The sequence below is a fragment of the Streptomyces sp. NPDC002057 genome, from assembly GCF_040296665.1.
Classification (GTDB): domain Bacteria; phylum Actinomycetota; class Actinomycetes; order Streptomycetales; family Streptomycetaceae; genus Streptomyces.
Genome location: NZ_JBEOXR010000035.1, coordinates 23,863 through 49,398 on the forward strand (window position 1 = coordinate 23,863; position 25,536 = coordinate 49,398).

The 25,536-nt window shown below is 72.6% G+C and carries 24 protein-coding genes and 1 riboswitch; of the genes, 13 read left to right on the top strand and 11 right to left on the bottom strand.

Annotated features, from left to right (window positions below; genetic code table 11):
- Positions 1-202 precede the first annotated feature (202 nt).
- The 3 genes from ABT129_RS24775 to ABT129_RS24785 form a co-directional block, all read right to left on the bottom strand.
- Complete coding sequence (locus ABT129_RS24775) at positions 203-607, bottom strand: SCO2097 family morphological protein (protein WP_189830634.1); 405 nt, start codon at positions 605-607, stop codon at positions 203-205.
- 271 nt (positions 608-878) lie between these two features.
- Positions 879-1,667 (bottom strand): class I SAM-dependent methyltransferase, encoded by a 789-nt coding sequence (locus ABT129_RS24780; protein ID WP_351905499.1) that lies wholly within the window; start codon positions 1,665-1,667, stop codon positions 879-881.
- Positions 1,668-1,733: 66 nt separating this feature from the next.
- Positions 1,734-2,252: an SAV_6107 family HEPN domain-containing protein gene (locus tag ABT129_RS24785; RefSeq protein ID WP_351905502.1), complete on the bottom strand. Its 519-nt coding sequence runs from the start codon at positions 2,250-2,252 to the stop codon at positions 1,734-1,736.
- 164 nt (positions 2,253-2,416) lie between these two features.
- Here ABT129_RS24785 and ABT129_RS24790 point away from each other — a divergent pair, with 164 nt between their 5' ends.
- From ABT129_RS24790 to ABT129_RS24810, 5 genes are all read left to right on the top strand, one after another.
- Positions 2,417-3,385 carry an ATP-binding cassette domain-containing protein gene (locus ABT129_RS24790; RefSeq protein WP_502981894.1) on the top strand — a complete coding sequence of 323 codons (969 nt, stop codon included), beginning with the start codon at positions 2,417-2,419 and terminating at the stop codon, positions 3,383-3,385.
- A complete protein-coding gene (locus tag ABT129_RS24795) occupies positions 3,357-5,444 on the top strand; it encodes a YhgE/Pip family protein (RefSeq protein ID WP_351905508.1) in 2,088 nt (695 codons plus the stop codon). The genes ABT129_RS24790 and ABT129_RS24795 overlap by 29 nt, the downstream gene beginning before the upstream one ends.
- Before the next feature lie 43 nt (positions 5,445-5,487).
- Entirely contained in the window at positions 5,488-6,096 is a 609-nt protein-coding gene (locus tag ABT129_RS24800; protein WP_351905511.1) for a TetR/AcrR family transcriptional regulator, read from the top strand.
- Positions 6,097-6,417: 321 nt separating this feature from the next.
- A complete protein-coding gene (locus tag ABT129_RS24805; RefSeq protein WP_351905514.1) occupies positions 6,418-7,065 on the top strand; it encodes a DUF4126 domain-containing protein in 648 nt (215 codons plus the stop codon).
- A 78-nt stretch (positions 7,066-7,143) separates the two neighbouring features.
- Entirely contained in the window at positions 7,144-8,577 is a 1,434-nt protein-coding gene (locus ABT129_RS24810) for a phytoene desaturase family protein (protein WP_351905517.1), read from the top strand.
- 60 nt (positions 8,578-8,637) lie between these two features.
- Here ABT129_RS24810 and ABT129_RS24815 read toward each other — a convergent pair whose 3' ends face one another.
- The 5 genes from ABT129_RS24815 to ABT129_RS24835 all read right to left on the bottom strand — a co-directional run bounded on the left by ABT129_RS24815 (position 8,638) and on the right by ABT129_RS24835 (position 13,191).
- The gene (locus tag ABT129_RS24815) at positions 8,638-9,501 is read right to left on the bottom strand and encodes a hypothetical protein (protein WP_351905520.1); all 864 of its coding nucleotides are present in this window, start codon (positions 9,499-9,501) and stop codon (positions 8,638-8,640) included.
- Between the two features lie 54 nt (positions 9,502-9,555).
- Positions 9,556-10,473 carry a methylenetetrahydrofolate reductase [NAD(P)H] gene (gene metF / locus ABT129_RS24820; protein ID WP_351905523.1) on the bottom strand — a complete coding sequence of 306 codons (918 nt, stop codon included), beginning with the start codon at positions 10,471-10,473 and terminating at the stop codon, positions 9,556-9,558.
- A gap of 137 nt (positions 10,474-10,610) precedes the next feature.
- Positions 10,611-11,270: a thiamine phosphate synthase gene (gene thiE / locus ABT129_RS24825; protein WP_351905526.1), complete on the bottom strand. Its 660-nt coding sequence runs from the start codon at positions 11,268-11,270 to the stop codon at positions 10,611-10,613.
- A gap of 275 nt (positions 11,271-11,545) precedes the next feature.
- On the bottom strand, positions 11,546-11,911 hold the full coding sequence (locus tag ABT129_RS24830) for an Rv2175c family DNA-binding protein (protein ID WP_351905529.1): 366 nt from the start codon (positions 11,909-11,911) through the stop codon (positions 11,546-11,548).
- A gap of 56 nt (positions 11,912-11,967) precedes the next feature.
- The gene (locus tag ABT129_RS24835) at positions 11,968-13,191 is read right to left on the bottom strand and encodes an NAD(P)/FAD-dependent oxidoreductase (RefSeq protein ID WP_351905532.1); all 1,224 of its coding nucleotides are present in this window, start codon (positions 13,189-13,191) and stop codon (positions 11,968-11,970) included.
- Positions 13,192-13,273: 82 nt separating this feature from the next.
- A riboswitch (TPP riboswitch) is annotated at positions 13,274-13,387 on the top strand.
- Here ABT129_RS24835 and thiO point away from each other — a divergent pair.
- From thiO to ABT129_RS24865, 6 genes are all read left to right on the top strand, one after another.
- Entirely contained in the window at positions 13,385-14,539 is a 1,155-nt protein-coding gene (gene thiO, locus ABT129_RS24840) for a glycine oxidase ThiO (RefSeq protein ID WP_351905535.1), read from the top strand. Its footprint overlaps the riboswitch before it by 3 nt.
- A complete protein-coding gene (thiS, locus tag ABT129_RS24845) occupies positions 14,536-14,736 on the top strand; it encodes a sulfur carrier protein ThiS (protein ID WP_351905538.1) in 201 nt (66 codons plus the stop codon). Before thiO ends, thiS begins: the two co-directional genes overlap by 4 nt.
- A 5-nt stretch (positions 14,737-14,741) precedes the next feature.
- A complete protein-coding gene (locus tag ABT129_RS24850; RefSeq protein ID WP_351905541.1) occupies positions 14,742-15,536 on the top strand; it encodes a thiazole synthase in 795 nt (264 codons plus the stop codon).
- A 507-nt stretch (positions 15,537-16,043) separates the two neighbouring features.
- Entirely contained in the window at positions 16,044-17,954 is a 1,911-nt protein-coding gene (gene pknB, locus ABT129_RS24855; RefSeq protein WP_351905544.1) for a Stk1 family PASTA domain-containing Ser/Thr kinase, read from the top strand.
- Positions 17,955-17,960: 6 nt separating this feature from the next.
- Positions 17,961-18,812 (top strand): deoxyribonuclease IV, encoded by an 852-nt coding sequence (locus ABT129_RS24860; protein ID WP_351905546.1) that lies wholly within the window; start codon positions 17,961-17,963, stop codon positions 18,810-18,812.
- Positions 18,813-18,913: 101 nt separating this feature from the next.
- The gene (locus ABT129_RS24865; protein ID WP_351905549.1) at positions 18,914-19,480 is read left to right on the top strand and encodes a DUF4396 domain-containing protein; all 567 of its coding nucleotides are present in this window, start codon (positions 18,914-18,916) and stop codon (positions 19,478-19,480) included.
- 28 nt (positions 19,481-19,508) lie between these two features.
- On the opposite strand, the gene ABT129_RS24870 is transcribed toward ABT129_RS24865, so the two are convergent.
- A complete protein-coding gene (locus tag ABT129_RS24870; protein WP_351905552.1) occupies positions 19,509-20,153 on the bottom strand; it encodes a sulfite oxidase-like oxidoreductase in 645 nt (214 codons plus the stop codon).
- A 178-nt stretch (positions 20,154-20,331) separates the two neighbouring features.
- Here ABT129_RS24870 and bfr point away from each other — a divergent pair, with 178 nt between their 5' ends.
- Positions 20,332-20,808: a bacterioferritin gene (gene bfr / locus ABT129_RS24875; protein WP_073806778.1), complete on the top strand. Its 477-nt coding sequence runs from the start codon at positions 20,332-20,334 to the stop codon at positions 20,806-20,808.
- Between the two features lie 28 nt (positions 20,809-20,836).
- Here the strand turns inward: bfr and ABT129_RS24880 are convergent, their stop codons facing one another.
- Together ABT129_RS24880 and ABT129_RS24885 are read right to left on the bottom strand one after the other, a co-directional pair.
- Complete coding sequence (locus tag ABT129_RS24880) at positions 20,837-21,076, bottom strand: (2Fe-2S)-binding protein (protein ID WP_351905555.1); 240 nt, start codon at positions 21,074-21,076, stop codon at positions 20,837-20,839.
- A 132-nt stretch (positions 21,077-21,208) separates the two neighbouring features.
- Positions 21,209-22,561, bottom strand: a complete 1,353-nt coding sequence (locus ABT129_RS24885) for a class II 3-deoxy-7-phosphoheptulonate synthase (protein WP_351905558.1) — start codon at positions 22,559-22,561, stop codon at positions 21,209-21,211.
- A 155-nt stretch (positions 22,562-22,716) separates the two neighbouring features.
- Between ABT129_RS24885 and ABT129_RS24890 the strand changes: the two genes are divergently transcribed.
- Positions 22,717-25,506 carry an N-acetylmuramoyl-L-alanine amidase gene (locus tag ABT129_RS24890; RefSeq protein ID WP_351905561.1) on the top strand — a complete coding sequence of 930 codons (2,790 nt, stop codon included), beginning with the start codon at positions 22,717-22,719 and terminating at the stop codon, positions 25,504-25,506.
- Positions 25,507-25,536 lie beyond the last annotated feature (30 nt).

Here is a 25,536-nt window from a genome sequence, read left to right on the forward strand (position 1 = left end):
GGCCCCGCACCCCGTGGTGGGGTGCGGGGCCACTCGCTGTCGTGGCCACCACGGAGCGGGGTGCGCCGGCCCGGCGGGGCGGCGTCCCGCGACCCAAGGGGGCGCCGCACGCGGACGACCGAGCCCCGTGGGGCATCGCGCGGACGCGCGGCCACGGGGCTCGGTCGGGTAAGAGGGTGCGGGGCCTCCGCTCAGGGGGCCGTCAGTGGCCGCCGCCCTGCTGTTCGTCGCGGCGGCGCTGCCACCGCTCTTCGATGCGGTTCATCATGGAGCGTCGCTGCCGGGTCTGACGGCCACCGGCCGCCGTTCCACCACTGGCCTGCTGCTCACCCGGCTTCGGCGCCTTGCGCCATCCGGTGACCGCCAGGACCGCGCAGCCCAGCATGACGAGGAATCCCACCACGCTGATCCAGATCTGCTGTGCGACCATTCCGGCCATGAGGAGCGCGATACCCACCAGGAAGCCGGCGACTGCCTGGTAGACCCGTCGCCGGGTGTACGTACGCAGTCCGCTTCCCTCGAGCGCTGTCGCGAACTTGGGATCTTCGGCGTACAGCGCTCGCTCCATCTGCTCGAGCATTCGCTGCTCGTGCTCCGAGAGCGGCACGGAGTCCTCCTAGTCGTCGGTCGCGGGGGCGACCGGTTTGCGGCCCTTTCAGGATAGGCAGGGAATCGCCCCCGTGAAACCCGCCCTCAATGCCGAATAGCCAAGCCGGGCCGCCATGCGGATCGGTTGCTGAGGCGTTGATTCCCCAGCCCCTCCTCCGTCATGCCGGATGCTGTCCCCCGATCATACGGGGCGGAGCCGGTTACCGGGCGGGCTGTGACGTACTCCGTGGAGCGCGCCGCCCGCACCGCCGAACGGGTGGCGGTCCTGCTCAGGCTCGCTTCTCGCCCAGAACGTGCAGCTGGGTGGCGATGGCGTGGAAGGAGGGCAGCTCGGCGGCGGCCGCCTCCAGCTTGAGAAGGGCCTCCGCCGCGCCGGGCTCGGTGTCGACGAGGACGCCGGGGACGAGGTCGGCGAAGACCCGGACTCCGTGCACGGCGCCGACGTCGAGTCCGGCCCCGTCGGCCAGCTCGGTGAGCTGTTCGGCGGTGAAGCGCCGGGGTACGGGGTCGCCCGCGCCCCAGCGGCCGGCCGGGTCGGAGAGCGCGGTCCGGGCCTCGGTGAAGTGTCCGGCGAGGGCGCGGGCGAGGACGGCGCCGCCGACTCCGGCGGCGAGCAGGCTGAGGCTGCCGGCGGGCCGGAGCGCGGCGACCGCGTTCCGTACGCCCTCGGCGGGGTCGTCGACGTACTCCAGGACGCCGTGGCAGAGCACGGCGTCGTACCCCTCGCGCCCGACGACGTCGAAGAGACCGCTGATGTCGCCCTGGACACCGGTGACGAGGTCGGCGACGCCGGCCTCGGCGGCCCGGCGCTCCAGCGCGAAGAGCGCGTTGGGGCTGGGGTCGACGACGGTGACCCGGTGGCCGAGGCGGGCGACGGGGACCGCGAAGTTCCCGGAGCCGCCGCCCGTGTCGAGGACGTCGAGGCCGTCCTTCCCGGAGGCCTCGACCCGGCGGTCGAGGGCGTCCTTGAGGACGTCCCAGACGACGGCGGTACGCAGGGAGGCGCGCGACGGGCGCGAGGTCGCCTCTCGACCGAAGACAGGGGAAGGGTCCGGCACGGCTGTTGACTCCTCGGTGACGGGTACGGACGCCCCCACCCTATGGCCTGGGACCCGCCTTTCGGATCATCCTCCGGCCTCGTCCGCCCCGGGCTGGCGGGGCAGGACCGGCTGGAGGACGAGCAGCCGCTCGACCAGGCGGAGGAAGTAGGCGGAGTCCCTGAGCAGGTCGTCGGCCTCGCGCCGGGTCGCCGCGCCGGCGATACCGGCCTCGGCGCGGGCCCTGCGCTCGGCGCCGGAGGCGAAGAGGGCGCTCCACTCGGTCAGCTCGGGGGCCAGCTCGGCGAGGAGCTCCCAGGCGCTCCGTATCCGCTGCCGGCGCCGGGGGCCGGTCTCGGGCCTGGCCCGGGCGGCGAGCACGGCGGCCGCGGCCCGCAGGGCGGCGAGGTGGGCGGCGGCGTACCGCTCGTGGGGGAGGTCGAGCGCGGCGGCCTCGACGAGACCGGCGCGGGCCTTGGCGAGGAGGTCGAGGGCGGCGGGCGGGGCGGTGGCGCGGCGCGGGACGGGGTGGATGTCGGACGCGGGTCCGGTCTGCGTGGGTGCGGGACGGCGGCGGGGCGCGGCTGCTGCGGAAGGGCTTGCCATGACGAGTCCTCCTGTCGTCGCGTGACGGCGTAGTGGCCGTATGTGTCCATCGTGACGGACCCCACTGACAATCCGGTTGACCTGGGGTTTTGCCTGGGAACCCTTCTCAGGGGTAACTTTTGGACTGACCAGTCAGTTTAAAAAGGGGAATGGGGGTGGGGTCCGTGGGAGCGGAAGCCGAGGACGGGCCGCACGGCGCCGCCGTGGTCGCGGACGGCTTCGGACTGAAGGGGCCGCGCGGCTGGGCCTTCCGGGAGGTGTCCTTCCGGGCCGGGCCGGGCTCGCTGGTGGCGATCGAGGGGCCGTCGGGCTCGGGCCGCACCTGTCTGCTGCTCGCGCTCACCGGCCGGATGAAGGCCAAGGAGGGCACCGCCGAGGTCGGTGGCCTCCCCCTGCCCCGGAAGATGGCCGGGGTGCGCCGGATCAGCGCCCTCGGGCAGGTTCCCGGCGTCAGCGAACTGGACCCCGCCTTCACGGTCGCCGAGCACCTGAACGAGCGGGCCCTGCTCCAGCGCCGTTACGACGGTGCCGTACGGGCCCTCCTGCGGCGCCCGTCCGAGCGCGCCGCGGCGAAGAGGGCCCGGATCGACGAGGCCCTGGCGGCCGCGGGACTGGACCTCGACACGCTGCCGAAGGCCGGGCGGACCTCCGTACGGGATCTGGAACGCCTCGAGGCGCTCCGGCTCTCGATCGCCCTGGCCCTGATCGGCCGTCCCCGGCTGCTGGCCGTGGACGACACGGACCTCAAGCTCTCGGACGCCGACCGGGCCGAGGCCTGGGCGCTGCTGCGCTCGGTGGCGGACTCCGGGACGACCGTCCTCGCCGTCTGCGCCGAGGCCCCCGGTGACGCCCTGCGGATCACCACGGTCGACGGCACGGCGGAGCCGACGCCGGAAGCCGACGCCACACCCGAGCCGGAACCCGAGCCCGACCCGAAGCCCGCGCCGGAACCCACGTCCGGGTCCGGGTCCGGGTCCGGGTCCGACCCGAAGCCGAAGTCCGGACCGAAGTCGGGGTCCGACTCGAAGCCCGACCCGAAGCCCGGCCCGGCGCCCGAGCCCGCGCCGCGGTCAACCGAAGACACGACCGAGGAGGGGGCGGCCGATGCGCTCGCCGAAACTGGCCGCGCTTGAGCTGAAGCGCTTCGGCAGGGGAAAGCTGCCGCGCGCCGCGCTCGTCGCGATCCTGCTGCTGCCCCTGCTGTACGGCGCCCTGTACCTGTACTCCTTCTGGGACCCGTACAGCAGGCTCGACAAGATCCCCGTCGCCCTCGTCAACGAGGACCGGGGTGCCACCGCCGACGGCAAGAAGATCAACGCCGGTGACGACCTCACGAAGGGGCTCCTGGAGAGCAACACCTTCGCCTGGCACCGGGTGAGCGACGCCGAGGCGCGCAAGGGCGTCGAGGACGGCACGTACTACCTGTCCCTGACCATGCCCGGCGACTTCAGCTCGCGCATCGCCTCCAGCTCCGGCGACTCCCCCGAGACCGGCGCCCTGCGGGTGCGGACGAACGACGCCAACAACTACATCGTCGGCCAGATATCCCGGACGGTCTTCTCCGAGGTCCGCACCGCGGCCTCCACCAAGTCCTCGCGGAGCTTCCTCGACAAGATCTTCATCTCCTTCTCCGACATCCACGACGCCACCGCGAAGGCGGCCAAGGGCGCGGACGACCTCAAGCAGGGCGTGGACAAGGCGAAGAAGGGCTCCAAGAACCTGGCCGACGGCCTCAAGGACGCCAAGACCGGCAGCGGCGACCTGGCCACCGGCCTGAAGAAGCTCGACAAGGGCGCCAAGGACCTGGAGAGCGGCTCCCGCAAGGTCGCGAACGGCACGCAGACCCTCGCCGACAAGGTGAACGGCACCGCCGACAAGGTCCGCCCCTATCTGGCGAACAACGGCAAGTCGATCCGCGACACCGCCCGTCTCGTCTCGGACTCCGCCACCGCCGTCCGCCACAACCTCGACGACCTGGTGCGGCGCGCCCCGCTGGTCCGCAGCGCCGCGCACAAGGCCGACGACGGCCTGGCGACGATCCACCGCGAGCAGTGCGAGCTGAAGCCGGACGCCGACGCAGCGATCTGCGCCAAGCTCAAGGAGGCCTCGGTCACGGCCGACGACGTGGCCACCATCGCGGACGACGTGCACGAGCTGACCAGCGGCAGCACCGCCGACCTCAAGACCCTGGACGCGCGGCTCGTCAAGCTCACCAAGCAGGCCGACGAGCTGGCCACCCGGGCCCCGCACCTCGACGAGGACGTCGAGGACGCCATCCGGAAGATCAACGAGCTCAACGCGGGCGCGAAGAAGGTCGCGGCGGGCGCGGACCGGCTGCACACGGGCCTCACCGACGCGAAGACCGGTTCGGTGAACCTGGACACGGGCGTCGGCAAGCTCAAGAAGGGCGCGGGCGACCTCGACGGCGGTCTGTTCAAGCTGGCCGACGGCTCCGGGCAGCTGGCCGGCGGTCTGCACGACGGGGTCGAGCAGATCCCCGACTACGACCGGCAGGACCGCGACCGGCGTACGGAGGTCATGGCCGACCCGGTGCAGCTGGCCTCCCAGTCGCTGCACAAGGCGCCGAACTACGGCACCGGCTTCGCCCCGTACTTCATCCCGCTCTCCCTCTGGGTCGGCGCGATGGTCGCCTACATGATCATCCAGCCGCTCAACCGGCGCGCCCTCGCCGCCGGCGGCTCCGCCTGGCGGATCGCCCTCGCGGGCTGGCTCCCGGTGGCGGCGATCGGCGTCCTCCAGGTCGCCGCCCTCATGTCGGTCCTGCACTGGGGCCTCGGCCTCCAGATGGACCGGGCCGCCGGCACGGTCGGCTTCCTCGCCCTGGTCACCTGCTGCTTCTCCGCGATCATCCAGTGGCTCAACGCCCGCTTCGGCGCGGCCGGCCGGATCCTGGTCCTCGCGGTCCTGATGCTCCAGCTGACCTCGGCGGGCGGCACGTACCCCGTACAGACCAGTCCGGGCTTCTTCAACGCCGTGCACCCCTTCCTGCCGATGAGCTACGTGGTCGAGGCGCTGCGCCGGCTGATCACGGGCGGCGGGATCGGGCCCGTCTGGCAGGCCTGCGCGGTGCTGACCGCGTTCACCCTGGGCGCCCTGGCCCTGACCGCCGTCTCCGCCCGCAAGCGGCAGGTCTGGACGCTCGACCGGCTCCACCCCGAACTGACCCTGTGAGACGGGGCCGGTGACACCCGCGACACCTGTGAGAATCGATCCCATGGACAGCAGCAGCACCCGACGCCAGGCCACCCGCGCGAAGCTCTACGAGGCGGCCGTCACCCTCATCGCGGAGCAGGGCTTCTCCGCGACGACGGTGGACGAGATCGCCGAGCGGGCCGGCGTGGCCAAGGGCACGGTCTACTACAACTTCAAGAGCAAGACCGAGCTCTTCGAGGAGCTGCTGCGCCACGGGGTGTCGCTCCTGACGGCCTCGCTGCGGGCGGCGGAGCAGGAGACCGCCGAGCGCGGCGGCAGCCGGATCGACGCGCTCGACGCGATGATCCGGGCGGGCCTCGTCTTCATCGACCGCTACCCGGCCTTCACCCAGCTGTACGTGGCCGAGCTCTGGCGCACCAACCGGGCCTGGAACTCGACGCTCCTGGTGGTCCGCCAGGAGGCCGTCGCGGTGGTCGAGGGGGTGCTGCGCGAAGGGGTCGCGGCCGGTGAGCTGAGCGAGGAGATCGACGTCCAGCTGACGGCGGCGGCGCTGGTCGGGATGGTGCTCGTGGCGGCCCTCGACTGGCAGGCCTTCCAGAGCGAGCGGTCGCTCGACGACGTGCACGCGGCGCTCTCGCGGCTGCTGCACGGCCGGGTGGGCGGCTGCTAGGGCCCGGAAGCAGGCGGACAGGCACGGAACCGGCCTGACCGACCAGGATCAGGACGGCGGAACGGCGAGAAGGCCGGTCCGGCGCGGCTCGTTCCCCCCGAGCCCCGTCGTACCGGCCTTCCTCGTACTCCCCCGTGACACCCCCGTGCCCCGTCACGTCAGACGCGCGACCCCGGTTCCGCAGCCCCGTGCCGGCGGTACCCGGGGCCGCGCCCCTTCCGTGGACCCCACTCTTCCGTCCCGGCGGTCCCGCGCCCATCCGCGTACCTACTCATCTCGCCCCCTAGGTACGGATACTCAGACGTGGTTACGATCGCGGGCGTGTCCGTACTCCCCCTGGTGTTCACCAGCGGCTGGGCGAGCGGGATCAACGCGTACGCGGTGGTCCTGCTGTTCGGCGTCTTCGGCGCGACCGGGCTCACCGACGAGGTGCCCGAGTCCTTGCAGCGCACCGATGTCCTCGTCGTCGCGGGCGTGCTCTTCCTGTGCGAGGCGGTGGCGGACAAGATCCCGTACGTCGACTCGATGTGGGACTCCGTCCACACCGTGATCCGGCCGATCGCGGGGGCCGTGGTCGGCGCCCTGCTGGCAGGGCAGAACGGTTCGATCCCCGAGCTCGCGGCGGGTGCGGTCGGCGGCTCGACGGCCCTGCTGAGCCACTTCGTCAAGGCGGGGACGAGGATGGCGGTCAACACCTCGCCGGAGCCGTTCTCCAACGTCGCCCTGAGCCTGGCCGAGGACCTCGGGGTGGCGGCGATCGTCACCTTCGCGCTCTTCCATCCGGTGGCGGCGGCGGTCATCGCGGCCGTCCTGCTCGCCCTCGGCCTGGCGATACTGGTCTTCCTCGCCAAGAGGATCCGGCGCTTCCTGCGCCGCAGGGCCCAGCACCGCGAGGAGAGACGCCTCGCCGACGTGGAGGCCCGCACCCGGGCACGACCGCCGTCCGACGACGGGTCGGAGCACTTCTGACCCCGCCCGCCGCCCGCCCCGCCGGGAGACCCCACCGGGCCTCCGGCGGTGTCCGGCGCGCCGGATAAAGTCGCCGGCATGGCACGGATTGTGGTGATCGGCGCGGGACTCGGCGCCATGGCGGCGGCGGCCCGACTGGCCGTGGCGGGCCACCAGGTGACGGTGTACGAGCGGGGGCCGACGTACGGCGGCGCGGTCGGCCGCTTCGAGCGGGACGGCTTCGCCTTCGACACGGGCCCGGGGCTGCTGCACCTGCCCGCCGTCTACCGGGACCTGTTCGTCAAGACCGGCAGGGAACCCCTGGAGGAGTGCGTCGCGCTGACGCAGGTCGACCCGGCGAGCCGTCATGTCTTCGCCGACGGCACCCGCGTGGACCTGCCCAACGCCTCCCGGGCCGGCACGGTCGCCGCCCTGGACGCGGCGCTCGGCGCGGGCGCGGGGGCGCGCTGGGGCGACTTCCTGGTGCGGGCCCGCGAGGCCTGGGACCGCACGCGCCGCCCGCTTCTGGAGGAGCCGCTGCCGGCCGACCCGGCGCCGGTGGCCCGTGAGCCGTACCCGGCCCTGAAGCCGGGCCTGCTGCGGCGGCCCACCACGACGCTCGCGCAGGTCGGGGCCCGGGAACTGCGCGACCCCCGGCTCGCCGCGCTGCTCGACGCGTACGCGTGGTCCTACGGCTTCGACCCGGCCACCGCCCCGGCCTCGGCCGCCGTCCTGCCGTACATGGAGCAGACCTTCGGCAGCTGGTACGTGGGAGGGGGCCTTCGGGCGCTCGCCGACGCGGTGTACGAGCGGTGCCTGAAGCGGCGTGTCGCGTTCGTCTTCGACACGCCCGTGGAGGACGTCCTGGAGAAGGACGGCCGAGCGGTGGGGGTCCGGCTGGCCGACGGCGGGACGGTCGAGGCCGACCACGTCGTCGCCGGGGCCCCGGTGCCCGCGCTCTACCGCGACCATGTCGTCGCGTGGGAGCGCGGTGACGACCTGCCGCGCTTCCAGCCCCTCGGCACCAGCCGGGTGACGGTCTGTCTGGCCCTGCGCGGGGCCCGGGAGGCGGACGCGGTCCACCGTGCGGTCGTGCACGCGGAGGGCGAGCGGCCGACGGTGACCGTGCTGCGTCCGGACGACCCGGCGCTGCGCCCGGACCCGGACCACGAGGCGGTGACGGTGACGTCGACCGTCCGTACGGCTCCGGAGCAGGACTGGCGGTCGTTCGCGGAGAGGATGGTCGAGGCGGCCGGGCGGGTGGTCCCGGAGCTGCGGGAGCGGCTGCTGTGGCAGCACGTCCGCACGCCGGAGGACGTCCGGCGGGACACCGGCGTCGCCGAGGTGCCGGGGCCCGCGCTGGCCGGGGCGGCCGGCGCGCTGCTTCCGGCCGACAACCGCTCGCCGCTGCCGGGTCTCTGGTTCGCGGGCGGCTGGTCGCACCCGGGCGGCGGGCTCGCCCACGCGGGGATGTCGGGCGCGCTGGTGGCGGGATTCATCGTGGAGGGCGCGGAGTTCCGCGGCTCCCAGTAGGCGGGGCCTCGCCCCGAGGGGGGTGGGGGGCACCGGACTCGCCGGGGCCCCCGCGGTCACTCAGTACCGGTACTGCTGCTGGTCGTCCGGGTGCGGCTCGTAGCCGTACGGGCTCGGGGCCTGCGGCTGCTGCGGGGGCTCGTCGGTGTCGCGCTGCTGCGGGACCCAGACCCCGCCGGGCGGCGTGTCGTAGGTGTACGAGGGCGCGGAGGAATCGCCGTAGTACGAGCCGTACTGCTGACCGTCCGTGCCCGGGCCGATGTACGGGTCGGAGTAGGCGGCGTACTGCTGCTGCCCGGCGGCCTGGCCGTATTCGTAGGCCGGCTGCTGCTGGTCGTACGCGGGCGCGTAGGGGTCGTACTGCGGGTCGTACTGCGGCTCGTATCCCGTCCCGTAGCCCGTCTCGTAGCCGGTGCCGGGGGTCTGGGCCGCGCCGTGGCCGGGGTCGTGGCCGGCGTTCTGGCCCAGGTTGTAGACGCCGTACTGGCCGGTCTCGTCGGGCATCGGCAGCGGCTCGTAGACATCGGTGGTCTCCGCGGCGGACGGCTCACCGGAGCCCTCCGCGGCGGCGTACGAGGTGTCCCCGCCGTCGTAGGAGAGCTCGGTGACCTCCAGCGTGGGTCCGGCCTGCGCCGCGCCACCGGACCGGCGGCGACGGCTCGCGCCCGGACTGCCGCCGATCGCCCAGCCGGTGGAGAAGCCGCGGCGGAACGAGAGCGTCACATAGGTCTGGCCGACGGCGAAGGCGACCGCCCCGGCGATGATCACCGCCACCGAGGGCAGCAGGACGCCGACGACCACGCCGAGGAAGCCGCAGAAGGCGAGCACCCGCCAGCGCAGTCGCGCCTTGTACTGGAGGAGCACCTCCCCCAGCAGCCACAGTGCGACCACGCCGAACGCGATGTAGAGGACCGTCCACCCCATGCCCCGCCGCCCCTCTCCACGGTCACCGCCGCGGGTCGGGGCGGGTACGACCGGTCACGACTGCTGGTGCAGTCCGAGATTCTCGTAGATCTCGAGCGTCGCGGTGGAGCTGTTCAGCGTGATGAAGTGCAGTCCGGGGACACCCTCGGAGAGCAGCCGCGCGCAGAACTCCGTCGCGAACTCGATACCGATGGAGCGTACAGCGGCGGGATCGTCCTTGACGGCGAGGATGCGCTCTTTCACATCCGCGGGGAAGGCGGCGTTGCTCAGCTGGGGCAGCCGGTCGAGGGTCCGCACGTTCACGACGGGCATGACCTCGGGGATGATCGGGGTCTCGCAGCCGGTCTTCGCGACGCTGTCGCGCAGCCGCAGATAGTTCTCCGGGTCGAAGAACATCTGGGTGATGGCGTAGTCGGCGCCCGCGCGGCACTTGTCCACGAAGTGCCGGATGTCCGTGTCCCAGTCGGTGGAGCGGGGGTGCATCTCCGGGAAGGCGGCGACGCCGACGCAGAAGTCGCCGGACTCCTTGATCAGCCGGACGAGGTCGGCGGCGTACTTCACGCCCTCCGGGTGCTCGACCCACTCCCCCAGCGGGTCGCCCGGCGGGTCGCCGCGGACGGCGAGCATGTTGCGGATTCCGGCGTCGGCGTACTGGCCGAGGATGTTGCGCAGTTCGGCGACGGAGTGGTCGACGGCCGTCAGGTGGGCGACCGGGGTGAGCGTGCTGTCGGCCGCGATCTTCTGGGTGGCCTTGACGGTGCCGCCGCGGGTGGTCCCGCCGGCGCCGTAGGTCACGGAGACGAAGCTGGGGCCGACCGCCTCGACCCGGCGCATGGCGTTCCAGAGGACCTGCTCGCCCTTCTCGGTCCGGGGCGCGTAGAACTCGAACGAGTACGACGTGCCGCCGGAGGCGAGGATCTCGCGGACCGTGCGGGCGCGGTCCGAACGGACGGAAGCGGTACCAAGGGCCATACGGGCAGGTTAGACGGGGTACGGCGGGCGGCGTACACGCTGTCCGAGTGATGGACACCTTTTCGGACAGGCGGCCGGGCGGTTCGCCGGAGGATCCTCCGGACGTCTCCCGGGCCCGCCGGGCGGCACGACACCCCCTACGCCCCCGCGCGCTCCCTGACCCGCTTGGCGAGGGCGGCCGTCGCGGCGGCCGGGTCGGCGGCCTCGGTGATGGCCCGGACGACGACGATCCGGCGCGCTCCGGCGTCCAGGACCTCGTCCAGATTCGTCTCGTCGATGCCGCCGATGGCGAACCAGGGCCGGTCCTGGGCCAGGCCGGCCGCGTACCGCACGAGGTCGAGCCCGGGGGCGTACCGGCCGGGCTTGGTGGGGGTGGGCCAGCAGGGCCCGGTGCAGAAGTAGTCGACGCCCGGTTCGACGGCGGCCGCGGCCGCCTCGGTCTCGGCGTGGCAGGACCGGCCGATCAGCACGTCGTCACGGCCGCCGAGGATCGCGCGGGCGGCGGGCACGGGCAGGTCGCCCTGACCCAGGTGCAGCACGTCGGAGCCGATGGCGTGGGCGACGTCGGCCCGGTCGTTCACCGCGAGGAGCCTGCCGTGCCGGCGGGCGGCCTCGGCGAAGACCGCGAGGTGCTCCAGCTCCTCGCCGGCCTCCATGCCCTTGTCGCGGAGCTGCACGATGTCGACGCCGGAGGAGAGCACGGCGTCGAGGAAGTCGGGCAGGTCGCCCTGGCGCTTCCGGGCGTCGGTGCACAGGTAGAGCCGGGCGTCGGCGAGCAGCTCACGAGGCGTGGGCATGGGTGGGTCCCCCCGGTCGGTCGCGCGGGGGGTGTCCCCCGTCGGTGGCACGGGGGAGAGTCCCCCGGTCGGTGGCGCGGGGAGAGTCCCCCGCCGGTGGCGCGGGGCCGCGGCGGCCGGGCCCTCGGGGGCCGGTCGCCGCGTCTCCCGCCGGTGGTGTCTTCGGTGGCGCGCCGGATGGGGCCGCGTCGGTCAGGGCCCGCCGGGCGGGCCGCCTCGGACGGGCCGCTCCGGGGCGGGCCGCGCCGGAGGGCGCCGCGTCGGAGAGCGGCGCGTCAGAGGGCGAGCGCCTGGGCGCGGCGCTTCACCTCCGTGCCGCGGTTCTCGTTGAGCGCCTGCGCGGGCGTGCCCGGCAGGCTCTCGTCCGGAGTGAAGAGCCACTCCAGGATCTCCTCGTCGTTGAAGCCGTCGTCCCGCAGCACGGTCAGGAGCCCGACGAGGCCCTTGACGATCTTGTCGCCCTGGATGAAGGCGGCGGGGATCTGCAGGGCGTTGTTCTCTCCACGGCGCACGGCGATGAGCTGACCATCCCTGATCAGCTGTCGCACGCGCGTCACCTCGATGTCGAGCATCTCCGCGATGTCGGGCACGTAGAGCCAGGCGGGGACGAGCGCATCGATCTTCACGTCAATCTCGGTCACGGGACAAGCCTGCCATCCCGGACCGACAGTCGGTAGTCGGGCCCCCGGGACACCCGCTAGACGGCCGCCGCCTTCAGGGGGACGGAGGGGTCCGCCGCGCGCACGGGGTCGACGGCGGTGGCGTTCTCGATGAGCCTGCGGCCCTGGGCCAGGTCGCGGGGGCGGCCGACGGCGAGCAGGGCGACCGGCACCCCGGCGCGCAGCCAGAGCACGGACCAGGTCGGCTCCGCCGGGTCGCCGCGCCACAGCAGCCGATCGGCGTCCGCGTGGTGACCGGCGTACTGGACGAAGCGGCCGAACTGCTCGGACCAGAAGTACGGCACGGGGTCGTACGGACCCGACTCGGCCCCGGTGATCGTCGCGGCGACGGTGCGGGGGCCCTGGAGGGCGTTGTCCCAGTGGTGGACGAGGAGGCGGTGCCCGTAGCGGGCGGAGGGGAAGGAGGCGCAGTCGCCGACCGCGTACACATCGGGCAGGGAGGTGCGCAGCCGCTCGTCGGCGGTGACGGCGCCGCTGGGGTCGAGGGCGATGCCGGAGCCGGCGAGCCAGCCGGTGGCGGGGTGGGCGCCGATGCCGACGACGACGGCGTCGGCGGGCAGTTCGCGGCCGTCGGCGAGGACCACCCGGCCGGGCGCTCCGGGCTCGACGGTGTCCACGCGCGCGTGGGTGAGGAGTTCGGCGCCGTTCTCCCCGTACCACTCGGCCATGGGGGTGGTGACCTCGGCGGGCAGCGCTCCGGCGAGGGGGCGGTCGGCGGCCTCGACGACGGTGACGGCGCAGCCGGCCGAGCGGGCCGCGGTGGCGAACTCGGCGCCGATCCAGCCGGCGCCGACGACCACGACGTCGTGGCGGTTCTCCAGGACGGGGCCGAGGCGGACGGCGTCGTCGAGGGTCCGCAGGAGGTGGACCCCGGGGACCCCTTCGGTGCCGGGCAGCAGGACCGGGTGGGCGCCGGTGGCGACGACCAGGACGTCGTACCGGACGGGGCCGCTCTCGGTGTCGATCTCGTGGTCGGCGGCGCGCAGGCCGGTGACGTCGAGGCCGAGGCGGAGCTCGATGTCGAGGCCCTCGAAGTCGATGTCGAAGGCGGAGCCCTCGGCCTTGCCGAGGAGGACGGCCTTGGAGAGCGGGGGCCGGTCGTAGGGCTGGTGGGGCTCGGCCCCGATGAGGGTCACGGGGCCGGTGAAGCCCTGTTCGCGCAGGGCGACGGCGGTCTGCACGCCCGCCATCCCGGCGCCGACGATCACGACATGCTGCTGTGCCTGCTTCTGCTCGCTCACCCGACCACCTTACGCATCTGACGAACCGTCAGGAAGGGAGGGGTCTGTGGCCCCCCGGAGGCGGAAGCTAGTCTGGCGGGCGTAAAGCACTCGCGGGAGCCCGGACGCACCGGGCTGAGAGGGAGGCTGGGACGGCCTCCGACCGTACGAACCTGATCCGGGTCATGCCGGCGAAGGGAGGGGCTGGACGCCCATGCGTTCTTCCGATGTCCTCGTGGTCGGGGGCGGCATCATCGGCCTGGTCACGGCCTGGCGGGCCGCGCGACGCGGCCTGCGCACCGCCGTCGTCGACCCGGACCCGGGCGGCGGCGCCGCACGGGTCGCGGCCGGCATGCTCGCCGCCGTCACCGAACTCCACTACGGCGAGGAGACCCTGCTCGGGCTCAACCTCGCCTCCGCCGCGCGCTATCCCGCCTTCGTCGCCGAACTGGAGGAGTCCACCGGTCACGACGTCGGCTACCGCGCCTGCGGCACCCTCGCCGTGGCCCTCGACGCCGACGACCGAGCCCACCTGCGCGAACTGCACGCCCTGCAGACCCGCAGCGGGCTCACCTCGGAGTGGCTCAGCGGCCGCGAGTGCCGCCGCCTCGAACCGATGCTCGCGCCGGGCGTCCGCGGGGGGCTGCGGGTCGACGGCGACCACCAGGTCGACCCCCGCCGGCTCGCCGCCGCGCTCCTCACCGCCTGCGAACGGGCCGGGGTGGTCTTCCACCGCACCCTCGCGCAGAGCCTGACGGTGGTACGGGACCGGGCGCGCGGCGCCGTGCTCGCCGGGGGCGAGGAGCTGACGGCCGACCAGGTCGTCCTCGCCGCGGGCAGCCTCAGCGGCCGCCTCGCGGGCGTGCCGGACGAGGTGCTTCCGCCGGTGCGCCCGGTCAAGGGCCAGGTGCTGCGCCTGCGGGTACCGGCCCCGTACGCCCCCTTCCTCTCCCGGACGGTCCGGGCCGTCGTCCGCGGCAGCCACGTCTACCTGGTGCCCCGCGCGAACGGCGAACTCGTCGTCGGCGCCACCAGCGAGGAGCTGGGCTGGGACACCACGGTCACGGCGGGCGGGGTGTACGAGCTGCTCCGCGACGCCCACGAACTCGTCCCCGGCATCACCGAGCTGCCCCTCACCGAGACCCTGGCCGGCCTGCGCCCCGCCTCCCCCGACAACGCGCCGCTGCTCGGCCCCACCGCCCTGCCCGGCCTGCACCTGGCCACCGGCCACTACCGCAACGGGGTCCTGCTCACCCCCGTCACCGGCGACGTCATGGCCGAGGTGCTCACCACCGGCGTCCTCCCCGACGAGGCACGCCCCTTCACCCCCCGCCGTTTCTCCCCCGCACGTCAGGAGCAGCCCGCATGAACGTGTCCGTGAACGGAGAGGCCCGCGTGCTCTCCGGCCCCGTCTCCCTCGACGCCCTCGTGGCGACCCTGACCTCGGCCCGCTCCGGGGTCGCCGCCGCCCTCAACGAGACCGTCGTCCCGCGCGGCGAGTGGACCTCCACGCTGCTCGGCGAAGGGGACCGGGTGGAGGTCCTCACCGCGGTGCAGGGGGGTTGAGCGCGATGTCCGACGACGTGTTCACCCTCGGCGGTACGGAGTTCTCCTCGCGCCTCGTCATGGGCACCGGAGGGGCACCCAGCCTCGACGTCCTGGAACGCTCCCTGATCGCCAGCGGTACGGAGCTGACGACGGTCGCCATGCGGCGCCTGGACCCGACCGTCCAGGGCTCGGTGCTCTCCGTCCTCGAACGGCTCGGCATCCGGGTCCTGCCCAACACGGCGGGCTGCTTCACGGCCGGCGAGGCGGTCCTCACCGCCCGGCTCGCCCGCGAGGCGCTCGGCACCGACTGGATCAAGCTGGAGGTCGTCGCCGACGAGCGGACCCTCCTGCCCGACGGGGAGGAACTCCTCGCCGCGGCCGAGACCCTGGTCGACGACGGCTTCACCGTCCTCCCCTACACCAACGACGACCCGGTCCTCGCCCGGAAGCTGGAGGACGTGGGCTGCGCGGCGATCATGCCGCTCGGCTCCCCCATCGGCTCCGGCCTCGGCATCCGCAACCCGCACAACTTCCAGCTCATCACCGAACGGGCGGGGGTCCCGGTGATCCTCGACGCGGGCGCGGGCACCGCGTCGGACGCGGCGCTCGCGATGGAGCTGGGGTGCGCGGCGGTGATGCTGGCGTCGGCGGTCACGCGGGCGCAGGAGCCGGTGCTGATGGCGTCGGCGATGCGGCACGCGGTGGAGGCGGGGCGCCTCGCCTTCCGGGCGGGGCGCATCCCCCGCCGCCACTTCGCGGAAGCGTCGTCCCCCCACGAAGGCCGCCCCCACCTGGACCCGGAACGCCCAGCCTTCTGACCCCACGCGGCGACGCCCACCCCACCGGGCCGCGCCCCGGTGGGCCGGCGGGGTTGGGCCCCCCGTTGTGGGCATTCGTTCCGCTGGGGCGGAACGGGTGGGCACAACGGAACGGCGCCCCTTGCCGGGCCCAGGCTTCCGCGCCCCGACCCGCACCCCGTGGTTCGGTGCACGTCTGGTGCGGGTCGAGGCACAAGGGGCGGAGGCGCCGCCGAGCGCGCCGTCCCGTGTGCCCACCCGTCCCGCCCCAGCGGGACGATTGCCCACACGGGGGGGGAGAGCGCGCGGGCGCAGCCCACACCAGCGGCCAGGCGCGGACGCGGCCCGAGCCGGTGGGGCAGCGGGGCCCGGCCCGAGCCGGTGGGGCAGCGGGGCCCGGCCCGCCGGGACGCCGCGGGCGGCGCGCCGCCGCAGGGTCCGGCGGCATCGTGCGGTGCTCGTCACAGGTGCGCTGCAGACCCCGCCGCCCGCGCGGCACCCACCCCCACGGCTCGTAGACTCGTCGCCGTGGACACGACCCTTCAGGACCCCCTCGTCGGGCGGCTGCTCGACGGCCGCTACCGCGTCGACGCGCGCATCGCCGTCGGCGGGATGGCCACGGTCTACCGGGCCGTCGACACCCGCCTGGACCGGATCCTCGCGCTCAAGGTGATGCACCCGGCCCTCGCGACGGACGCCGCGTTCGTCGAGCGGTTCATCCGCGAGGCGAAGTCCGTCGCCCGCCTCTCGCACCCCAACGTCGTCGGCGTCTTCGACCAGGGCGCCGAGGGCGCGTACGTCTACCTGGCGATGGAGTACGTCGCCGGCTGCACCCTCCGTGACGTCCTGCGCGAGCGCGGCGCCCTCGCGCCCCGGGCCGCGCTGGACATCCTGGAGCCCGTGCTCGCCGCCCTCGGCGCCGCGCACCGGGCCGGGTTCGTGCACCGGGACATGAAGCCGGAGAACGTCCTGATAGGGGACGACGGCCGGGTGAAGGTGGCCGATTTCGGCCTCGTGCGGGCCGTGGGTTCGGCGACCGCGACGACCGGCTCGGTCCTGGGGACCGTCTCGTACCTGGCGCCGGAACAGATCGAACTCGGCACCGCCGACACCCGCGCCGACGTGTACGCCTGCGGTGTCGTCCTGTACGAGATGCTCACCGGCGGCAAGCCGCACGCCGGCGACACCCCCGCCCAGGTCCTCTACCAGCACCTGAACACGGACGTGCCCGCCCCGTCGGCCGCCGTCCCCGGGCTCGCCCTGGAGCTGGACGAGCTGGTCGCGGCCGCCACCGCCCGCAACCCCGAGGTCCGCCCGTACGACGCCGTCGCCCTGCTCGCCGTCCTCCGGGAGGCCCGCGCCGCGCTCGGTGACGAGCAGCTGGACGCGATGCCCCCGCGGGCGAGCGGCACCGGGGCGCGGGACACCGCCGACGACCGGACCAGCGTGATCGCCCGCGCCGTACCGGCGGCGGTGGCCCATGACGACCAGCAGGTGCTGCACACGAACCGGCTGCCGGCCCCGGAGCCTCCCCCGGCCGGCCGCCGTCTGCCCCCGCGCGGCCCCCTCCTCCTCGTCCTCGGCGTCCTGCTCGCCCTCGGTCTCGGCGCCGGTGTCTGGTACATCAATTCCGGCCAGTTCACCCGGGTCCCCGCCGTGCTCGGCCAGTCCGAGGCGGCGGCCACGCAGCGGATCAGGGACGCCGGGCTCGACGTCGGCACGACGGAGCGCGCGTTCAGCGACGTGTACGAGCGCGGCACCGTCATGGCCGCCGACCCGGCCCCCGGCGAGCGCCTCCGGGGTAACGGCACGGTGACCCTGACCCTCTCCCGGGGTCCGGAGATCGTGAAGGTCCCGAACCTCAAGAACAAGCCGCTCGCCGAGGCCAGGCGCACCCTGGAGCAGCAGGGGCTCGCGGCCGGGGTGATCACCACCGCGTTCAGCGAGGCGATCCCGCAGGGCTCGGTGATCAGCTCCGACCCCGAGCCCGGCACGGAGCGCGCCCCCGACTCGGCCGTCGCGCTGGTGGTGAGCAAGGGCTCGCCCGTCGACGTGCCCGACGTGACCGGCGAGACCGTGGCCGGAGCCACGGCGACGCTCCAGGACGCCGGGCTCAAGGTGGTGGTCGCCCCGGAGCGGATCCACTCCGCCGAGGACGCCGGGTCCGTCGCCGCCCAGTCCCTCGCCGAGGGCAGCCGGGCCGCCGAGGGCGACACGATCACCCTCACCGTCTCCAAGGGCCCCCGGCTCGTCGAGGTCCCGGACGTCACGGGCGAGACGACCGACGACGCCCGGACGGCCCTGGAGGACGCGGGCTTCGAGGTCGAGGTGAAGAAGTCCTTCCCCTACCTCGGCGACACGGTCGCGGGCCAGTCCGCGGAGGGCGGCTCCACCGCCCCCGAGGGCTCCACCGTCACGATCACGATCAAGGGACTGTAGAGACTGATGCGCAACCCCGTCGGCGGCCATGTCCCCGTGGCCGGTGGCCTCGCAACGACCGGCCTCGGCTACGCCCGTGAGCTCGGCGCCGAGACCGTGCAGGTCTTCGTCGCCAACCCGCGCGGCTGGGCCACCCCGGTCGGCAACCCCGCCCAGGACGAACGGTTCCGCGCCGAGTGCGCGGAGGAGTCGATCTCGGCCTGGGTCCACGCCCCGTACCTGATCAACTTCGGCTCGCACACCGAGGCCACCGCGGAGAGGTCGGTGGAGTCGATGCGGCACTCGCTGCGGCGGGGCCGGGAGATCGGCGCGAAGGGCGTGGTGGTGCACACCGGCTCGGCGACCGGCGGCCGTCCGCGCGAGGTGGCGCTCGCCCAGGTGCGGGAGCGGGTGCTGCCGCTCCTCGACGAGCTGACGCACGAGGACGATCCGTACCTGCTCCTGGAGTCGACGGCCGGCCAGGGCTTCTCGCTCTGTTCGCGCGCGGAGGACTTCGGGCCGTACTTCGACGCGCTGGACCACCATCCGAAGCTCGGGATCTGCCTCGACACCTGCCACATCTTCGCGGCGGGCCATGACCTCGCGGAGCCGGGCGGGGCGGTGCGGACCCTCGACGAGCTGGTCGCGACGGTCGGGGAGGGCCGGCTGAAGCTGATCCACGCCAACGACTCGAAGGACGTCGTGGGCGCCCACAAGGACCGGCACGCGAACATCGGCGCCGGTCACATCGGCGAGGACGCCTTCCGGGCGCTGCTGCGCCACCCCGAGACGGACGGGGTGCCGCTGGTCATCGAGACCCCGGGCGGCAAGGAGGGGCACGTGGCGGACGTGGAGCTGCTGAAGAAGCTGCGCCCCTGACGCGTCCGGCGCGGCCCTCGGGATTCCCGTTGAGGAATACCCCAGGGGGGTATACGGTTCCTGTATCGGCAGGAACCGCTACCCGACGTTGGGGGCACCTCATGCAGCACGAAGCGCACTCCCACCACGACCACACGGACCACAGGAATCACCCGGACCCCACCGCTCACGTCGAGCACGCCGCCCCTACGGGCCACGAGGGCCACGGCGACGGGCACCACACCCCCGGCAAGGTCTCCTGGTCCATGGCGGCCAGGGCCACGCTGCACTGCCTCACCGGCTGCGCCATCGGCGAGGTCCTCGGCATGGTCATCGGCACCGCCCTCGGCTGGGGCAACACGCAGACGATGATCCTCGCGATCGTCCTGGCGTTCTTCTTCGGTTACGCGCTCACGTTGCGCGGCATCCTGTCCGCCGGCGTCGATTTCAAGACAGCTTTCAAGGTGGCGCTCGCCGCCGACACCCTCTCCATCGCGGTCATGGAGATCATCGACAACGGCATCATCGCCCTCTGGCCGGGCGCCATGGACGCACACCTCGACGAGCCGTTCTTCTGGATCGTGCTCGCCATCGCGCTGGCCGCCGCCTTCGTCATCACCACACCGGTCAACAAGTGGATGATCGGCCGCGGCAAGGGACACGCGGTGGTCCACCAGTACCACCACTGACCGGCGCGGACACCGGTCCGGCGCGGCGCTACAGCTCCGGGCCGTCGCCCGGCTCCTCCTGGTACGAGTAGCGCTGCTCCGTCCAGGGGTCGCCGAGGTTGTGGTAGCCGCGCTCCTCCCAGAAACCCCGGCGGTCGGCGGCCATGTACTCCACGCCCCGGACCCACTTGGGCCCCTTCCAGGCGTACAGGTGCGGGACGACCAGGCGCAGCGGGAAGCCGTGCTCGGCGGTGAGCAGTTCCCCGTCCTTGTGCGTGGCGAAGATCGTGCGGTCGTCGGCGAAGTCGGCGAGCCGCATGTTGGCGCTGTAGCCGTACTCGGCCCAGACCATCACATGGGTCACCGTCGGCGCGGGCGGGGCGAGGTCGAGGACCGTACGGGCGGGAACGCCACCCCATTCGGCCCCGAGCATGCTGAACTTCGTGACGCAGTGCAGATCGGCCACGACCGTGGAGAAGGGGAGGGCGGAGAAGTCCTCGTGGTTCCAGCAGCGCTTGTCACCGTCGGCCGTCGCCCCGAAGACACGGAACTCCCAGCGGTCCGGCTTGAACTTGGGGACGGGCCCGTAGTGGGTGACCGGCCAGCCGCGCTGGAGCCGCTGGCCCGGCGGAAGGTCCGGCGAACGATCCGGCTGCCCCGCTTCCCGGTGTACTCCGCTCTCCGGCTGACCCATGCCATCCATGGTGACAGACGGCAAGGGGTGGTCATGACCAGAAGACGTCCCCCCATCAGGGGATCGGGGCAACTCCCACTAAGCCTGCACTTACTGGACGACCCCCATTCGGGGTGCGAGGATGCGGCCATCCTGCCCAGTGACGGCGTAGACACGTAACGTGGAAGGAGCCTCTGCGATGCAGGGCGACCCCGAGGTCCTCGAGTTCCTCAACGAGCAGCTGACCGGCGAGCTGACGGCCATCAACCAGTACTGGCTGCACTACCGCATCCAGGACAACAAGGGGTGGACGAAGCTCGCCAAATACACCCGCGAAGAGTCCATCGATGAGATGAAGCACGCGGACAAGCTGACCGAGCGCATCCTGATGCTCGACGGCCTGCCCAACTACCAGCGTCTCTTCCACGTGCGGGTCGGTCAGACCCTCACCGAGATGTTCCAGGCGGACCGCCAGGTCGAGGTGGAGGCCATCGACCGCCTGAAGCGCGGGATCGAGGTCATGCGGGCCAAGGGGGACGTCACGTCCGCCAATCTCTTCGAGGAGATCCTGGCCGACGAGGAGCACCACATCGACTACCTGGACACGCAGCTGGAGCTGATCGAGTCCCTGGGTGAGGCGCTCTACATCTCGACGCTCATCGAGCAGCCGAGCTGAACGACCTCCCCGGGCCGGGCGGACCCGGCTAGGCGGCTTCCCCGAGCTCCGCGACGGGCTCGGAGGTCAGGGCGGGCACGCCCTGGTCGAGGAGGTCGCGTCGCGGGCAGTTGCCGCGACCGAGGATGGCCTGAATGCGACGGACGCAGGAACCGCAGTCCGTGCCGGCCTTGCAGGCCGAGGCGATCTGGCGGGGCGTGCACGCGCCCGCGTCGGCATGCTGCTTGACCTGCTTCTCCGTGACACCGAAGCATGAGCAGACGTACAACGCGGTTCACCTCCCGCCGTGATCGATAAGGCTAACCTAACCTTACCCGGCGGCGAGGGACCGTAAAAGCCCTGGATACGACGATGGGGCGCGGATCACATGGATCCGCGCCCCATCGTCGTAGGTACCTACTTACTGATCGCGGTACATCTCCGCGACCAGGAACGCCAGGTCCAGGGACTGGCTGCGGTTGAGACGCGGGTCGCAGGCCGTCTCGTAGCGCTGGTGCAGGTCGTCGACGAAGATCTCGTCGCCGCCGCCCACGCACTCGGTGACGTCGTCACCGGTGAGCTCGACGTGGATGCCGCCCGGGTGGGTGCCCAGCGCCTTGTGGACCTCGAAGAAGCCCTTGACCTCGTCGAGCACGTCGTCGAAGCGGCGCGTCTTGTGGCCGGAGGCGGCCTCGAAGGTGTTGCCGTGCATCGGGTCGGTGACCCAGGCGACGACCGCACCGGAGGCGGTGACCTTCTCGACCAGCTCGGGGAGCTTGTCGCGGACCTTGTCGGCGCCCATGCGGACGATGAAGGTCAGCCGGCCCGGCTCGCGGTCCGGGTCGAGACGGTCGATGTAGGTGAGCGCCTCGTCCACCGAGGTGGTCGGGCCCAGCTTGATGCCGATCGGGTTCGCGATGCGCGCCGCGAACTCGATGTGGGCGTGGTCGAGCTGGCGGGTGCGCTCACCGATCCAGACCATGTGGCCGGAGGTGTCGTACAGCTTGCCGGTGCGCGAGTCCGTACGGGTGAGGGCGCCCTCGTAGTCGAGCAGCAGGGCCTCGTGGGAGGCGTAGAACTCGACGGCCTTGAACTCGGCGGGGTCGGTGCCGCAGGCCTTCATGAAGTTCAGCGCGTTGTCGATCTCGCGGGCGAGCGCCTCGTAGCGCTGGCCCGAGGGGGACGACTTCACGAAGTCCTGGTTCCAGGCGTGCACCTGGCGCAGGTCGGCGTAGCCACCGGTGGTGAAGGCGCGCACCAGGTTGAGCGTGGAGGCGGAGGCGTTGTACATCCGCTTCAGGCGCTCGGGGTCCGGGATGCGGGACTTCTCGTCGAAGCCGAAGCCGTTGACCGAGTCGCCCCGGTACGTGGGCAGGGTCACTCCGTCCCGGGTCTCGGTCCCCTTGGAGCGGGGCTTCGAGTACTGGCCGGCGATGCGGCCGACCTTCACCACGGGCACGGAGGCCGCGTAGGTGAGGACGGCGCTCATCTGGAGCAGCGTCTTGAGCTTGGCCCTGATGTGGTCGGCGGACACGGCGTCGAAGGCCTCGGCGCAGTCGCCGCCCTGGAGGAGGAACGCCTCGCCACGGGCGACGGCTCCCATCCGGGCACGCAGCTGGTCGCACTCGCCGGCGAAGACGAGCGGAGGATACGACTCGAGGTCCGCGATCACATCGCGCAGAGCCTCGGCATCGGGGTACTCGGGCTGCTGCGCCGCGGGCAGGTCTCGCCAGGTCGCCTTGGCGACGGCGTGGGTATCAGCGTTCACGGTCACACCCACAACATTACGGGGTTCTTCGTCCGCTCCTGTCCCCCTGCCCAGTGGCTGAGACGCGCGCCCGAAATGTCTACTGGTGATCTTCACTCCATCGAGTGGTGTTACCCTCTGGCCCGTTTCAACAAGTACACAGTCGAACCACAGGGGTGGGCGTGACCCAGAGGCACCGCAGGGACCGCAAGAAGAAACGAATCTTGTACGGAGCGGCGGCGGCCGTCGTCGCCACCGCCACGATCGGCACCATCGCGGTCGCCTCGCCGGGCCTCCTCGGCACGACGGGCGACGCCAAGGCTGCTGGGGACCCTTCCCTCCAGTCACAGTTCGCAAACGCGGCGCGCGAGTTCGATGTGCCGCAGAGTGTGCTGATGGCGGTGTCGTACCGCCAGACGCGGTGGGAGTCGCACGACGGGCTGCCGAGCACGACCGGCGCGTACAACGTGATGGGTCTCACGGACGTGGACGCGGAGGACGTCGAGCAGCACGACGTCAAGGAGCGCCTCGCGCACCTCAACGCGAGCGGCAAGGCCGAGATCGAGAAGACCTTCGACGCCGAGAAGGCGCTGAAGGCGCTTCCGAGGGAGACCGTCGACACCGACGACCCGCGGCTGCACACCCTGGACGCGGCGGCCGAGCTGATCGACAGCTCGGCGGATGCCGTCAAGGACGACACCGCCGCGTCGATCCGCGCCGGTGCCGCGCTGCTCGCCGACTACCAGAAGCAGGCCGGCGCCGAGCTGTCCGCCGACCCGGCCGACTGGTACCCGGCCGTGGCGCGCTACAGCCAGTCGCCGGACAGGAAGGGCGCCGACCTCTTCGCGAAGCGCGTCTTCGAGTCGATCAAGACGGGTGAGCGCGCGCTGACCACGGACGGCGAGTCGGTCGCGCTCCCGGCGGACCCCTCCGCGGAGCCCGTCAAGCCCTCCAACGTGCCGCTGGCGGCCTCCTTCGCCGACACCAGGGAGGTCCCGACGCCCCAGTGCCCGCCGACCGGCCTGGTCTGCGACTTCCGCCCGGCCGAGGTCCCGAGCACCGGGCAGCGGAACTACACCGTCGCCAACCGCGCCAAGGGCACGGACCTGGACATCCGCCGGATCGTCGTCCACGACACCGAGGGCAGCTACGAAGGCACCATCGCGGCCTTCCAGAGCCCGACGGCCAAGGGCAGCGCCCACTACCTGATCCGCGCCAACGACGGTCTGGTCACCCAGATGGTCGAGAACAAGAACATCGCGTGGCACGCGGGCAACTGGTCCGACAACATGCATGCCATCGGCGTGGAGCACGAGGGCTACGCCATCAAGGCCGGCAAGTGGTACACCGAGCCGCAGTACGAGTCCTCCGCCGCCCTGGTGAAGTTCCTCGCGGGCGAGTACGGCATCCCGCTGGACCGCGAGCACATCATCGGCCACGACGAGGTGCCGGGGCACATCGACGCCAAGGTCTCGGGCATGCACTGGGACGCCGGCCCCTTCTGGGACTGGAACCACTACATGTCCCTGATGGGCGCCCCGACGGGCGCCGGTGGCGCCGGCGGTCTGCTCAAGGTCGGCGAGCTGGTCAGCGTCGTCCCGCCGTACACCTCGGCGAACCAGCCCAAGATCACCTACGGCGGCAGCACCGTCACCGCGCAGCCGGCCAACTTCGGCTACCTGTACACCACGCCCTCGACCGATACGCCGATCAAGGACGCGTACATCCCGAACGTCCTGTGGAGCGACGGTCCGAACTGGGGCAACAAGGTCCGCGCGGGTGGCGCCTACGTGGTCGCCGGCGTGCAGGGCGACTGGACCCAGATCTGGTACGGCGGGCAGAAGGCCTGGTTCCACAACCCCGGCGGCCAGTACACGGCGCCCGTCAAGGGAACCTCGCCTCGGGTCCTGAAGGCCAAGGCCGGAGTGACCCCGCGGATCTACGGACGTGCCTTCCCCGAGGCTTCGGCCTACCCCGGCACGGGCGGGGTCACCGCTCCGACGGACGACCCCAACTACCTGTCGAAGTACGCCTTCGGCAGTGGCGCCGCCTACGTGAAGGCCGGTCCGGCGGTCAAGGGAGACGACTACTTCGGCACCGCCCAGACGAACGTCGTGGGCACCGACACGTACATCCCCATCCGCTACAACCACCGCATGGCGTGGGTGAAGGCGGCCGACGTCGTGGAGGAGGCGCCCGCCACCCCCGTCGCCACGAACAACCGCTACAACCTCCTCGCCCGTGACACCTCCGGTGTCCTCTGGCAGTACCAGGGCGACGGCAAGGGCGCCTTCCTGTCCCGGTACCGGGTCGGGGGCGGCTGGAACGCCTACACCGCCATCACCCCGATGACCGCGCTCCGCGCCGACGCCGTCGGTGACGCCGTGGCCCGGGACGCCTCCGGTGTCCTCTGGTACTACCAGGCCAGCGGCAACCCGGCGGCGCCCTTCAAGGCGCGGCTGCGGACCGGTGGCGGCTGGAACGTCTACGACCAGATCATCGGCGTCCGCGACCTGACCGGGGACGGCAGGCCGGACCTGATCGCCCGCGAGAAGTCCGGGAACATCTGGCTCTACAAGGGCACGGGCACCCCGGCCGCGCCGTTCGCCGCCCGGGTGAAGGTCGGCAACGGCTGGCAGATCTACAACAACATCGTCAGCACCGGCGACCTGACCTCCGACGGCAAGGCCGACCTGATCGGCCGGGACGCCACCGGCACGCTCTGGCTGTACAAGGGCACCGGCAGCGCCACCTCCCCGTACGCCGCGCGCGTCAAGGTGGGCAGCGGCTGGCAGATCTACAACAGCGTCGTCGGCCCCAGCGACCTCACCGGCGACGGCAAGGTCGACTTCGTGGCCCGTGACGGCTCCGGTGTGATGTGGCTGTACAAGGGCACCGGCTCCGCGACCTCCCCGTACGCCGGACGCGTGCAGGTCGGTCCGGGGTGGCAGGGCTACAACCTGATCTTCTGATCGGGTCGCCCCAGGGCCTCGGGGCCCGGT